Annotated in this window: 14 protein-coding genes; 10 read left to right on the plus strand and 4 right to left on the minus strand. The window is 43.7% G+C overall.

What is annotated here, in order from left to right:
• Positions 1-508: 508 nt before the first annotated feature.
• On the plus strand, positions 509-1,459 hold the full coding sequence (gene accD / locus V7L05_RS21000) for an acetyl-CoA carboxylase, carboxyltransferase subunit beta (protein ID WP_335166840.1): 951 nt from the start codon (positions 509-511) through the stop codon (positions 1,457-1,459).
• Here accD and V7L05_RS21005 read toward each other — a convergent pair.
• Complete coding sequence (locus tag V7L05_RS21005; protein WP_335166841.1) at positions 1,443-1,622, minus strand: histidine kinase; 180 nt, start codon at positions 1,620-1,622, stop codon at positions 1,443-1,445. The two genes, accD and V7L05_RS21005, sit on opposite strands and share 17 nt — an antisense overlap.
• A gap of 10 nt (positions 1,623-1,632) precedes the next feature.
• Entirely contained in the window at positions 1,633-3,036 is a 1,404-nt protein-coding gene (locus tag V7L05_RS21010; RefSeq protein WP_335166842.1) for an MFS transporter, read from the minus strand.
• A 229-nt stretch (positions 3,037-3,265) separates the two neighbouring features.
• Here V7L05_RS21010 and V7L05_RS21015 point away from each other — a divergent pair, with 229 nt between their 5' ends.
• The 5 genes from V7L05_RS21015 (at position 3,266) to V7L05_RS21040 (ending at position 8,878) form a co-directional block, all read left to right on the plus strand.
• Positions 3,266-4,486 carry an ABC transporter substrate-binding protein gene (locus V7L05_RS21015; RefSeq protein ID WP_335166907.1) on the plus strand — a complete coding sequence of 407 codons (1,221 nt, stop codon included), beginning with the start codon at positions 3,266-3,268 and terminating at the stop codon, positions 4,484-4,486.
• 624 nt (positions 4,487-5,110) lie between these two features.
• Positions 5,111-6,172 carry an RRXRR domain-containing protein gene (locus V7L05_RS21025; protein ID WP_335166845.1) on the plus strand — a complete coding sequence of 354 codons (1,062 nt, stop codon included), beginning with the start codon at positions 5,111-5,113 and terminating at the stop codon, positions 6,170-6,172.
• A 290-nt stretch (positions 6,173-6,462) separates the two neighbouring features.
• A complete protein-coding gene (locus V7L05_RS21030) occupies positions 6,463-6,687 on the plus strand; it encodes a hypothetical protein (protein ID WP_335166847.1) in 225 nt (74 codons plus the stop codon).
• A 449-nt stretch (positions 6,688-7,136) separates the two neighbouring features.
• Positions 7,137-8,045 carry a carbohydrate ABC transporter permease gene (locus V7L05_RS21035; RefSeq protein ID WP_335166849.1) on the plus strand — a complete coding sequence of 303 codons (909 nt, stop codon included), beginning with the start codon at positions 7,137-7,139 and terminating at the stop codon, positions 8,043-8,045.
• Entirely contained in the window at positions 8,042-8,878 is an 837-nt protein-coding gene (locus V7L05_RS21040; protein WP_335166850.1) for a carbohydrate ABC transporter permease, read from the plus strand. The genes V7L05_RS21035 and V7L05_RS21040 overlap by 4 nt, the downstream gene beginning before the upstream one ends.
• Here the strand turns inward: V7L05_RS21040 and V7L05_RS21045 are convergent.
• Positions 8,859-8,996, minus strand: coding sequence for a hypothetical protein (locus tag V7L05_RS21045; RefSeq protein WP_335166852.1), 138 nt, complete (start codon positions 8,994-8,996; stop codon positions 8,859-8,861). The genes V7L05_RS21040 and V7L05_RS21045 overlap by 20 nt on opposite strands.
• Positions 8,997-9,085: 89 nt before the next feature.
• On the opposite strand from V7L05_RS21045, the gene V7L05_RS21050 reads away from it, so the two are divergent.
• From V7L05_RS21050 to petJ, 4 genes are all read left to right on the plus strand, one after another.
• Positions 9,086-9,301 carry a hypothetical protein gene (locus V7L05_RS21050; protein ID WP_335166854.1) on the plus strand — a complete coding sequence of 72 codons (216 nt, stop codon included), beginning with the start codon at positions 9,086-9,088 and terminating at the stop codon, positions 9,299-9,301.
• 132 nt (positions 9,302-9,433) lie between these two features.
• On the plus strand, positions 9,434-9,925 hold the full coding sequence (gene psbV / locus V7L05_RS21055) for a photosystem II cytochrome c-550 (RefSeq protein WP_335166856.1): 492 nt from the start codon (positions 9,434-9,436) through the stop codon (positions 9,923-9,925).
• Positions 9,926-10,306: 381 nt separating this feature from the next.
• Complete coding sequence (gene petE / locus V7L05_RS21060; protein WP_335166858.1) at positions 10,307-10,726, plus strand: plastocyanin; 420 nt, start codon at positions 10,307-10,309, stop codon at positions 10,724-10,726.
• 244 nt (positions 10,727-10,970) lie between these two features.
• A complete protein-coding gene (gene petJ / locus V7L05_RS21065; protein ID WP_334761071.1) occupies positions 10,971-11,315 on the plus strand; it encodes a cytochrome c6 PetJ in 345 nt (114 codons plus the stop codon).
• A 306-nt stretch (positions 11,316-11,621) separates the two neighbouring features.
• On the opposite strand, the gene V7L05_RS21070 is transcribed toward petJ, so the two are convergent.
• Entirely contained in the window at positions 11,622-13,136 is a 1,515-nt protein-coding gene (locus tag V7L05_RS21070; RefSeq protein WP_335166860.1) for a hypothetical protein, read from the minus strand.
• Positions 13,137-13,453: the final 317 nt, after the last annotated feature.

Consider the following 13,453-nt stretch of genomic DNA (forward strand, 5'->3'; position numbering starts at 1 on the left):
CAATGCCCAATGCCCAATGCCCAATGCCCAATGCCCAATGCCCAATGCCCAATGCCCAATGCCCAATGCCCAATGCCCAATGCCCAATACCCAATACCCAATACCCTTTCATAAGAAATATTTATAATTCGTGACTGTAACCAGCATTACCCCATCTGCCCTTCATATTTTGATAATATTCAGCTTGTGACTTGTATTACCCTCTTAACGACGATTAACCGTTGGCAAGCATAACTAGTGCAACAGATGCTGATTGCTCATAACCTAGCAATACGAATAATTGATTTGGGTGGGAGGGAGAAAGCATCTTATTTGGAGGTTGGTATTCTCATGGCTTTGTCAGTACGTCCAGATAATTAAGTCTGCTGAAAAAAAGAGCAAGAGACTTGTATTGGTATAAGTATTTTCGTTAAGCTGGCAACCAAAGATGAAAATTAAGGTTCCAACTTGCTTAAAAGCGTAGTTTAACGTGTTTTCGACCTCATACCCACTTAAAATAAAATAAAAAATGGCTAACAACGAAGAATCACGCGGTTTAAAGTCTCTATTTGATTGGTTTGCAAATCGACGGAAATCAGGATCTACCAGCCTCGAACGCCAAGAACGTGAAATTGCTGATGGTCTGTGGCATAAATGTTCCAAGTGTAGTGTATTGGCATATACAAAAGACCTGAAAACCAATCAGATGGTTTGCGTCGAATGTGGTCATCACAATCGGGTAGACAGCGATGAGCGCATCCGTCAATTGATAGATCATAATACCTGGAAACCTCTGGACGAGCATTTGCGTCCAACCGATCCCTTAGAATTTCGCGATCGCAAACTCTACAGCGATCGCCTACGAGAAACACAAGATAAAATTGGCTTAATAGACGCGGTTAAAACTGGTTTAGGTCAAATCAACGGCTTGCCCATTGCCCTTGGGGTCATGGATTTCCGTTTCATGGGTGGTAGCATGGGTTCGGTCGTGGGAGAAAAACTCACCCGGATGATTGAGCAAGCCACTCAACGGCGATATCCTGTAGTTATCGTCTGTGCCTCTGGTGGTGCGAGAATGCAAGAAGGAATGCTGTCTTTGATGCAGATGGCGAAAATCTCCGCAGCCCTCCAGCGCCATAAAGACGCTCGACTATTGTATATTCCCGTTTTGACCAATCCGACAACGGGCGGCGTTACCGCAAGTTTTGCGATGTTGGGCGATATCATTTTGGCAGAACCCAAGGCAACCATTGGTTTTGCCGGTCGGCGAGTGATTGAGCAAACCCTGCGGGAAAAACTACCCGATAATTTTCAGACTGCTGAAGATTTGCTCCAGCACGGTTTTGTTGATGATATCGTACCCCGTACCCTATTAAAGAACACCCTAGCCCAGCTGATTGCCCTACACCAGCCTGTATTAACAACACCTCACATGGTGTTGTGGGAAACAATGTCCTTGACTTCTACCGCCGCAGAATAAAGCATTGGGCATTGGGCATTGGGCATGGGGCATTGGGCATGGGGCATGGGGCATGGGGCATGGGGCATGGGGCATGGGGCATGGGGCATGGGGCATTGGTTATTTCTCCCTCATCTCCCTCATCTCCCTCATCTCCCTCATCTCCCCACTCCCCACTCCCCACTCCCTCATCCTCATCCTCTCCCCGGCTCTTTGAGAAACATGAGTGGAGCAAGCGCGACTAGTCGGAATAGACTAGAGAGGGCGAACAAGCCTAGTAATCCTCCAGACTGAGAAAATTGGATAATGAAGCTGCCTATAGTTGCACCTAAAGCACCACTCGCTCCAGCAACGGCAGCTGCGATCGCAAAATAGATAGACTGATTTTTAATTGGTGCGATCGCCAATTGTATATTGTTGCTGCACAAGTCAATCGCCGCCCAAGTACCTCCAAGAAAGATGTGTAAGAGTGGGAACCACAACCAGATGTCAAGGCGATTAACACTAATTCCCAGCCACAGCATTGGTGTGACTGCAACTAAAATCCCAATACAGATGAGGATGGGACGATTACCTATCTTGTCTGCTAATTTGCCCCACAGGATGAGCATTAGCAAAGTCGCTCCCGCTTGAAGGCTGTTGTAGATAGTCACGTAACTTACATCTAAATCCAGCGTGTCTAGCATGTAGAGGTTAAAAAAAGGAGCGCTGAGGTTAACAGCAAGCGTCCAAAAGCTGAAATACAGCAGAAATATCAAAAAGTTACTATTTTTCCAAATACTCTCAGTTAACTGGTTTTTTGGTATATGAATTGATTGAGGTATTTCATAAGATTCATCCTTTGCAACCTCTGACTGAATCTCACTTATATAAGTGTTTTGCGATTGCGGATTCATATCCACCTGGAAATATTGACACCCTAATCCCACAATCCCAAACACAATGCTTACCAGCAAAACTACCCCATAGCCTTGTAGAGTTCCCCCAGACCAATGTGATACAGCTAGACCAGCCATTGGTACGCAAAGCAAATTGGTGAGACTACCGGCACTATTACGTATCCCAAAATACCTGCCTCGCAATCGCCGGGGAACTATCATTGCCACCCAACTTAGCCACGATGCGGTTCCTAATCCTCCCAAAAGATGGCTGAATAGGACAATCAAGAGTGTCAATATCACTAACTGGTGAGCATTAACCACTCCCCAACTAGCGCTGGCAATACCAATTACTAAAACCAGCCATAGCAGCCGACCAATTCCGTGTGTCCAAAGAGAATATTGAAAGCGGCTGGTGGTGCGTTCAGACAAGTAAGCACCCAACGGCTGAATAAGATTGACCAACATCGGGATAGAAGACAGCATCCCAAATACCATTGGACTAGCACCCAATTCCACCAAGAAATTGCTGAGTAAAATCCCGCCAGTTCCAAGGGAGTAAACCGATGCTAAAACACAATCCGCAGTGGAAGCTTTTAAGCTGGTGCGAACAGCATCTTTGGGAATTCGAGAGATTGGAGAAAGTGTTGTTGGTGGTGAGGCAATCTGGGGAAATTCCAGAGTTAGTGGCGCAGTTGTTTCAATCTGAACAGAATCCATAATCTATGTTTATCGGTGAAATACTCTGGAATAAATCCGGTTGCAGAGGAACTCAGTATGCTTTAATTAGCATTGCTGATAATTTTTCGTTATTTTAGCTTGCAATTCTCAACAGAAACTTTCGAGAAGTAAAATATCACTCCTTAGCAACAGAATGTATAACTAAGAAGAAAGAGATTGTTATCTATCTGTGAGCAAGAAAAGATTATTTAATTTTTTGGGATTGGTGATGGCGATCGCGATCGCGATTATTGCTTGTCAAAGCTTACAATTACCAAGCAAACCCTCAGCATCTACCGCAGTCACGATCAAACTCAGTGGTTGGGGAGGCTCTCCTGTTGAGCAAAAACTATTGAGACAAGTACTGCAAGACTTTGAGGCACAACATCCAACTATTAAGGTCAAATATGAAGTAATCTCCGACCAATATATGGATGTAATTAAAACTCGTTTAGTTGGGGAAGCCGCGCCTGATGTTTTTTATCTGGATGCGCTGGAAGCTCCTTTTTTAATGAGTCAAAATGTCCTGGAACCGTTAGATGCTTACATCACCCCTAAATTTGACCTAGTAGACTTCGAGGATAACCTACTTAACAGCTTTAAGTATCAAAACCATATTTATGGTCTTCCTAAAGACTATTCCACCCTGGCGCTGTTTTATAACAAAAAAGCCTTTGCCGCCGCCGGCTTGAGTAATCCGCCAGCTACTTGGGATGAATTACGTCACTACTCGAAACAATTGACAGGCAAACTTAACAGATACGGCTTTGGAGAGATCCCCGAATTGGCGCGTCAGGCTTATAAAATTAAAGCCTTTGGTGGACAACTCGTTGATCAAAATGGTTATGCTACCTTTGCCAGTGCCGCAGGTTTACAGGGTTTAGAGTTGGTGGTAGACCAGTATCAAAAAGACCGCTCCTCTGCCCAAAAATCTGATGTGGGGACAAACTCAGGTAGTGAAATGTTTGGTCAGAGTAAAGTCGCAATGGTGATTGAAGGTAATTGGGCAATTCCCTATCTAACTGAAACCTTTCCTCAACTAGAGTTTGCTACCGCGCAATTGCCTACTATTAATGCCAAAAAAAGCACTATGGTGTTTACAGTTGCCTACGTGATGAATAAGCAAGCACAGCACAAAGCCGAAGCTTGGGAATTGATTTCTTATCTCACGGGTAAAGAAGGGATGCAGAAATGGACAGGAACAGGGTTTGCTTTGCCAACACGTAAATCAGTAGCAAAGAATTTGGGCTATGACCAAGACCCGTTGCGATCGCCATTAGTGGCGGGAGTTAGTTATGCTACACCGTGGCAGGTAGGTCAGTATCCAAGTGCGATCGTGAATAACTTCGATAACCAGTTTATCAGCGCCTTATTGGGACAACAACCATTAAAGCAGGCGATCGCGCGAGGGCAAAATGATGCGAATCAGCAGATTAAGGCGATGGAGTAAGCAATCTTTCTTACCTCTACCAAATCACTTCTGAGTAGAAATTTGCGATCTCTTTATCGGCTGTAATTATTGCAGCTTGATGACTTCTGGCTAGTGCGACGACAACTCGATCTACTGGATCTCGATGACCCCATTTGTGACCATTCTTCAGTGGTTGGTATAGTTAAATCCTCAAAGTACTTCACTTTACCGCGCATCTCCCCAAATAACTCCTCTGTTGAAGGTGCTTGTGCGTATTTGGAAATTTTCACGACTGGCTTACCGCGATCGGTAACTACAATTTATTCTCCCTCTGACTCTACAAGTCGTAAGAACTCAAAAAGTTGAGATTTGAGTTCACTTTTGGAAATTGATTTCATAATAACCGTAGTCATGACTATAGTCATATTTTAATAGGGCATAGCTTCACCAACCCCGCCCTAAAGGGAACGGGGATTGACCAAACCAATTTGGACAACGCAAGAGGTGAATAGCCCATTGAGACTTGATTGCATACAGACTTCCGAATACTTCCCTAGTTCGGATTCCCTCTAAGCCTGATTGGGTCAGGCGTTGCGTAAAGGCAAGACATTGTAATCAGGTCGGGCGAAGGGACTTGAACTCACGCAAAGGATTATCTCTAAAATGCGTATTCCAGTAGTAAATAGCCAACACAAACCGCTCATGCCGACTAAACCTAGTCGCGCCAGGAAGTGGATTCGAGACGGAAAAGCTATCTTGCAGTTTAACGACTTGGGTCAATTCTACGTCCAGTTAATAGACGAACCGAGAGGAGCCGAAACACAACCGATTGTGATTGGTATTGACCCCGGAAAACTCTATTCAGGTGTTGGGGTGCAGTCCGCAAAAATCACCTTGTTTACCGCTCATTTAGTGCTGCCATTTCAGAAAGTTAAAGACCGGATGGAACAACGACACATGATGCGACGAGGAAGACGGGGACGTAGAATTAACCGGAAGGTTGTTTTCTCAAAACGCGCACATCGCCAGAAACGTTTTGACAATCGCAGAGGGTCTAAACTCCCTCCTTCGATTCGTGCTAATCGTCAGTTAGAACTAAGAGTCGTTTCCGAACTTTGCAAAATCCTGCCCATCACTGGCATTGTCTACGAACTTGTAGAAGCAAAAGGCTCTAGATCGTTTTCCCCTGTGATGGTTGGTCAAAAATGGATGCTAACTCAGCTTGTGGCATTTGCCCCTGTAAAAACTTGCAAGGGTTGGGAGACATCGAATCTTAGGAACCAACTAGGTTTGCAAAAACAGAAGCATAGGAAAGGCGATCCGATTCCTGCTACCCATGCAGTAGACGGGGTTGCTTTAGCTTGCTCTGAGTTTATTCAGTACGAACCCTTTCACACTACCAAATCTGACGGGCATCAATGGACGGGTAGCGTATCCGTGACAACTTCACTTTTCATTGTGATTCGTCGCCCTCCAATTTCACGCCGTCAACTGCATTTGATGGTTCCTGCCAAGGGTGGAATACGTCGCAAATATGGCGGCACAATCACCCGGCACGGTTTAAGAAAAGGGGATTTAGCTAACTCTCCAAAAGGGGTTGGCTATGTGTCCGGTGACACCGAAAAACAGATATCTGTCAGCGATGCTAATTGGAAACGATTAGGGCAGATCACCGCTAGTAAAGTTCAACTAATCCGACGTTCAAACGGGTTGATTGTAGCCTAATAGCGCCTTGTAAAGCCGTCCTCCACTTGCGTTTTAGGACGGGGTTTCCACCCATTTTTTCTGATGACGTAATCATCAAGATGCCTAGTGGTGCGTAGCTTGCCGCCGTAGGCATCGCTGGGCATTCTAATTTATTAGGACTTACGCAAAATATCTCTCAAACTCTGATTTCTCCGTGCCCTCTGCGCCTCTGCGGTTCGTTATTCCGTAACTCGTGCGTAAGTCCTATTTATAAAAGGCTTGAGAATGTCCCTATCTAGAATAAGATCAGGTTTACTAATTATTTGGGAATGGAAGTTTTAAAACTTACGACTAAAATCGATAAATCAGGATATTTAAATCTTAATATTCCAACGCAGTTAGCAGCTGGAGATGTGAATATAGTAGTTGTTTTGAATCCAGTTTCTTCAAAAGGGAAGCAGCAAGCTAGTTATGATTTCTCTGATTTGGTGGGGCGATTAACTTGGCAGGGTGATGCAGTAGCAATGCAGAGAACTCTACGCGATCAATGGTAATCGCTTTCCTAAACCAGAGACTTACTCAATGAGGTTCAAGCGATCGCCTAATTGAGTATATTTGTTTCAGCAGTAAAACTTACTTATTCTGAAATTTTGGCAATTCCGAGTTTTTAGCACGAAATTTTAAGGGACTTCCAAATAAAAAAATACTCAACTACTTCTTGTGGGGTGGGCATCTTACCCGCCTTAGCTAAGTTCTGAACACAAAGTTCCGAATTCTAAGCACGAAGTTCCGAGTTCTGAACACAAAGTTCCGAGTTCTGAACACAAAGTTCCGAGTTCTGAACACGAAGTTCCGAGTTCTGAACACGAAGTTCCGAGTTCTAAGCACGAAGTTCCGAGTTCTAAGCACGAAGTTCCGAGTTCTGAACACGAAGTACGATAAATAATCATGCACAACCGATCGCTACAGCCGGATTAGTGCGAGATTAGATGGAGGTTCAATAGTGTTTGAAATCAGCAGGCGGCGGAGTAACTCTAGGTGGAATATCACCGAAGATTTGGCTGGGTATATGTTCATGATGCCCACCATTCTGGTCTTAGGGACTTTTGTAGTCTTACCCATTCTCTATGCCGTTTATCTTTCCCTGCAAAAAGTTCAACTCCTTGGCGGTATTGAGTACGAGTTCATCGGTTTTCGGAACTTCGCGCGATTAGCTGAAGATCAAAGGGTTTGGATTGCTTTGAGAAACACAGCAGAATATGTAGCCATTGTTGTGCCAACTCAAACTATCCTGGCTTTAATTCTGGCGGTAACTCTGAATTCGGGGATTCGCGGTAAAAACTGGTGGCGCATCCTCTACTTTTTGCCCACAGTCACTTCTTCAACAGTGCTGACGCTCATCTTCATGTGGATTTATAACACCGATGGGCTACTAAACGATTTTCTCGCTTTTGTGGGGCTACCTACTTATAACTGGTTGGGTGATCCAGCAGTTGCGCTCAAAGGCATTATGATCATGAACATTTGGTCAACCGCGCCGTTTTTCATGGTGATTTATCTGGCGGCGTTGCAGGATATACCCCAAACACTTTATGAGGCGGCGGAACTCGATGGGGCGAATGGATGGCAGCAATTTATTTACATTACTCTGCCCTTGCTGAAGCCTGTAACCTTCTTTGTGGTAGCAGTGGGGGTGATTGGGACTTTTCAACTTTTTGACCAGTCTTACATCTTCTCTGGCGGTACTGGCGGGCCAAACAACGCTACCTTAACTGTGGTGCTGCTAATTTACCAAGCTGTGTTTCGGAATTTACAAATGGGATATGCCGCTGCGATCGCATTTTTGTTAGCAGCAGTGATCATTGCCATCACTTTGATTCAGCAGCAACTTTTTGGAGGCGAACGGATTTGACTAACATCTCTGGCTTATCCTGGCTCAAAGTCTTGTTATACCTCTTGCTGACACTCTATGCGATCGTTACTCTAATTCCCTTTCTCTGGGCACTTTCCGCATCATTTAAGCCGCTATCAGAGATTGTCAGCGCCCAAGCCAATTTTCTTCCCAAGGATTTTACTCTCGATAACTACAAGCAAATCTTTCTTCAAGAACCGCTATTTTGGCGCTGGTTGTTCAACAGTGTGGTGATTGCCGTCAGCGTCACGCTTTTAAACTTGTTGTTAAATTCAATGGCTGGTTATGCCTTAGCAAGACTCCGCTTTGTCGGTAAACGCTTTTGGTTCTTCCTAATTTTGGCAGTACTGGCAGTCCCGGCGCAAATCACCCTAATTCCCACATTTTTGATTTTAAAAGCGATCGGCTGGCTGAATTCTTACCAAGGCATGATTGTGCCTAGCATGGTCAATGCCACTTTTATCTTTATGATGCGGCAATTTTTCGTTAATTTTCCTAAAGAATTAGAAGAAGCAGCGCAACTGGATGGCTTAAATACCTTTGGGATATTCCGACATATTGTCTTACCTTTGGCAAAACCAGCCCTAGCAGCACAGGCAGTTTTTGTATTCATGGGGAGTTGGAATAATTTTTTACTGCCTATAGTTATCCTATTTGACCCAGAAATGTTTACTCTCCCTTTAGGGCTGAACACCTTCAAAGGTCAATACATCAGCTATTGGAACTACATTATGGCGGCTTCTATGGTCTTCACCCTGCCAGCTTTAGGCATTTACGCCTTCTTTAACCGTTACTTTATTCAAAGCGTCACCTTTACCGGAGGGAAAGGTTAATAATTATTGGGCATTGGGCATTGGGCATTGGGCATTGGGCATGGATTATTCCCCTTATCCCCCTCATCTCCCTCATCCCCCTCATCCCCCTCATCCCCCTCATCCCCCCACTCCCCACTCCCCTCCTAATTTGGGCAACAAATTGCACTCCTAACGTGATATTGGTATTACAGCGACTCAATCTCTATCTATCAGTTAATAAGCATTATGGGTTTTGCAGACCTATCGATCGCAGAGATAGCAGCCGACTACAGCATTCCTGTAGAAAAAGTGTTTTCTCTGTGTAACCAACTGGGAATCGCCTACAAACACCAAAAGACCCGTTTGGCGTTAGAAGATGCAAAGGCAATTATTTCCCAAATATCGTCTGAAACACGCCCAAAAGGTACTAGCGACTTGGAGGGTGATAACGAGATCGCCTGAAGGGTGATCTCGGAGCTTTGGCTAATCACTGATAGCTAATGACACAGAAGATGAGTCGTTAGCAATTAGCAGCTTGGAGATTGAGAATCGCTTTTTTAGCTGTGTTGAGCGTCAAAATCTTTAAGGGGAAACATGTTTAGAAGACTCATTGGCGTTGTTGTGGTTACTGTTTTACTCTCGTTTCAGTTGATTGTCGGTAGCGCGACAGCAGTGGAACTGGACAAAGCTACCCGAACAGTGCCATTAAATACTGAAGGTGAGACTACCGTACTCAGCCTTAAACAAGTCAAAGAAGGCAAACGCTTATTTAATTACGCTTGTGCCCAATGTCATGCTGGGGGAGTTACCAAGACAAACCAAAACGTGGGACTGGCTCCAGACGACCTGGCGCTGGCAACACCCAACCGTAACAACATTGAAGGCTTGGTAGATTATCTGAAAAATCCCACTACTTACGACGGGGAAGAAGAGATTTCCGAAGTTCACCCCAGTATCAAAAGCGCAGATATTTTCACAGAAATGCGAAATCTGACGGATGATGATTTGGAGGCGATCGCTGGTCATGTTCTTTTACAACCCAAAATCGTTGGCGCTAAGTGGGGAGGCGGAAAAATCTATTACTAAATCCTTGAATTAGTACTGAGTCATTGGGAATAGGGCATAGGGAAAAATCCATTCCCCATTCCCCATTCCCCAGTTTTCAGCAAACTTTAGCTGCTTTCGTTCTCACCGCAGCACAAAATGTTCCTAATTGCGGCACAAAAAATTTTTGATACCTCAAAATATTCCTAAAGAAAAAATAAAAATCTCTTTTTTTACTGTTTACCTTTATTCACAGACTTTTTGTGCTATGGCACTTTAGTATTTATTGTTGATTGCACAGCTTTTTGCAATAAATTGCTCCCCATTATTAAAAAAAAAATCTATCTATGACAGATTGTCATATTTGGTGTTGATTTTATTTAAAATGAGAAAAGGAAAAAAATTATTTGTTAGGAGAGAGCCATGAAATTGATTTCGGCAAGTTGGCGACGCCTTAGTTTAGCTGTGTTGACAATCCTTTTAGTTGTTAGCAGCTTTGCTGTTTTTACTCCCAGCGCTGCGGCTGAAACTTACAAGGTGAAATTAGGCAGCGATAAAGGACTGCTAGCATTTGAACCGAAAAAGTTGACAATTAAACCAGGTGATACAATTGAATGGGTAAACAACAAAGTTCCTCCCCATAATGTTGTGTTTGATGCTGCTAAAAACCCCAGTAAGAGCGCTGATTTAGCAAAATCTCTGTCTCATAAGAAGTTGCTTATGAGTCCTGGTCAAAAGGAAACAACCACCTTCGCCGCAGACGCACCTGCTGGTGACTACACCTTCTACTGTGAACCTCACCGTGGTGCTGGCATGATTGGTACAATCACTGTCGAAGGCTAGAAACACTGTTGTTTGACACAAGATGATTTCTGAGTGAAATTAGCTCATATCAACACGCCACACTCCTAGAGTGACGCACACAATCGATAAATGGCGGTAACGAGTCCTATCCTATCCTAAGACGCTAAGTAACTTCTGGGGATGCAGGGGTGAACTCGTTACCGCCAATTTTGATCAAATTTGACTTAATAGGGGATTAATCGCGTTTATACTCTTGCTGGAGGCTTGTTGCGAGGAAATTTTCTTGAGAATACTTTTATTAATCCTACTGTTAGCGATCGCTCTATTCAAATTCACATTCATTAGTCCAGCACTAGCTGCCGAAACATCCAACGGTGCTAAAATTTTCGAGGCTAACTGCGCTTCTTGCCATATCGGTGGCGGTAACATCCTGATTAGCCAGAAAACCTTGAAAAAGGAAGCATTGTCAAAGTACCTAGAAAATTATGATCGCGACTCAATCCAGGCGATTATCCACCAAGTGCAAAATGGGAAAAATGCCATGCCTGCCTTTAAAAGCAAATTAAGTTCTGAGGAGATTTTAGAGGTAGCTGCTTACGTTTTTCAGAATGCAGAACAAGGCTGGTAAACTAGCTATACCCTCTAATTATTGTGGTGTGGGCATCTTGCCCGCCAGTAATTAAAGGCGAGATGCCCACCCCACAACATTGGATAATTTATTTGTTGGAAATCCCTCAGTGCATTTCCTTCTGAGAACCTTCTAACTAATTTCAAAGGTAGTTATATTATGATATGACGATATGACGAACTAGCAATCGCCAGTTCGTCAACTGCTAAAAACGATATTTTAAAGATGAATGATAAATTCACAATTTTTATCATTCATATCTTTTAGCTTATTTCTTAATCCCAAATCACCAGAGGGTGATTATTTTTATGGATTAGACTGTTGTCTGTTTTCCTTCACTTCGCGCAACTGTTCTACTAATTTTTGCTCGGATTCAGCAGAGGGCGTAGGCTGACTATTATTAACTCTCGGTAGCAATAACGGTTGGGAAGTAATAGCTGCCGATGAAGGCGTGGGCTGATTACTTCTGATTCCCAGTTCAGACAATGCTTTGGGAGTAACTGTCGGCGAGAACTCAGACTGATTGCTATTGACTCCTGGTGCAACTAATGGTTTGAGAATACTTGTCGGTGAGGACAAAGGCTGGTTATTTCTGATTCGCAAATCAGGTAATGGTTTAAAAGTAGCTGCTGGTGAGGGCGTAAGCTGATTGTTATTGATTCCCGGTGTAGATAATAGTGATGAGGGCTTTTGCTCTTGAGTAGCTCCAGTAGTGTTGTTTTGGAAACGTAGGTTAAATGGATAGGAACTGATCTGTCTATCTCCCTTGGGGGATTGCTTATTGAAGTATTGCCTTGCTTTTAATTCCAATTCCGGGGAAACTAACTTGTCTTGAAACTTGATATCTAAGACCTTGCCATCAGGATCTACCACTAACATACCCAAAACAGCACCTTCAAGATTCGGCTTATTCGTAGGTAATGTTTGGCGGATGACTGGTTTTTGTTCAGCGTTGGGGTATTGTTGCTGAATTTCTTTTCTCAGGTTTGCGTAGGAGTCTAGCTGTGCAATCGCCAGTTCAGTTCCTTTTCCAGATAAATCGGGTGTCTTGAGCGTGGTTCCCCTAGTTGGAGTTAAGCTATCCCCAACCCTTGGAGCTTGTTTTAGAGAATTTATCAGTGGGTTTTGAGCAATTCTAGACGCATCATTAGCTGGTTGCATCATCTGTGGAGTCCTATTTACCTGTGCTGTTGCAATGGGGCTAGTGTCAGGTAAATTTGAAGATTGGGGATTTTGCAGAATATCATCAGGTATTTTCTGCGACTGCAATTCTGGCAACCTATTTAGAGCCAGTGGCTTAGGTGGCTCGTATTTGCTGGTACTGTCATTGACACGAGGAACTGATGGAGAGAATTTAGCGCTGGTATTGTATTTAGAACTGTCAAATTTCGAGGTGTCAAATCGCAAATTATCACTAGGAATCATCCGCAAAGACTGCCTTGTAGGTAAGGAAGAAACCCGATAGCTATTCGATGCTGGGGGTAGCGGAGGCAGTACTAGCTGACTAGATGGCGCTGGTGCCAATGGGGGCAATACAGTTTGGGCGCTAAAGTTCGGAGGAGAAAGTGGCGCTACTGGAGGAAATTGTTGTAAACCAACTTGGGGTGTGGTTTGCGGCAAACGGTTTTGGTCGGCTTGGCTCAATTCCAAAAGTCCGACTGTTTTGGATGATGCTGTTTGGTTGGGCTTGCTAGAATCCATAGGCATCAATGGCACAATCATGGCGATCGCACCGTGGATACCAAGAGAGGCTATAGCTGCTATCCCAATTGGCTGGCTTAAGATTTCTGGTATATTTTTCAGCAGGGAGACGTAAGACATAGCTGTTATCGTTCACTCGGCTCAGTTGCAGTTTACTAGCGATTTTCTTTTTCCGACTACATTGCAATATTTTGCAAGAGATGCATCCATCTAAGGAAATAATAACTTCCTATGCTAGCAATCAAAATGCCAAAATTGCCATTTATATAAGATATATAAGAGAAGGCAAAAGGCAGTTCTGGCTAGAGGAAAGAAGTATGATTGAAAACTTTCGTTCCGGGTATAAAACCCAGATTAATGACGCTGTATCATATATTCAAATTTGAGCTTGCTAAAGAGATATTTGAAAAATTACTACTTTTGATTTTTTATTCTGA

The sequence above is a fragment of the Nostoc sp. genome, assembly GCF_036917755.1.
GTDB lineage: Bacteria > Cyanobacteriota > Cyanobacteriia > Cyanobacteriales > Nostocaceae > Nostoc.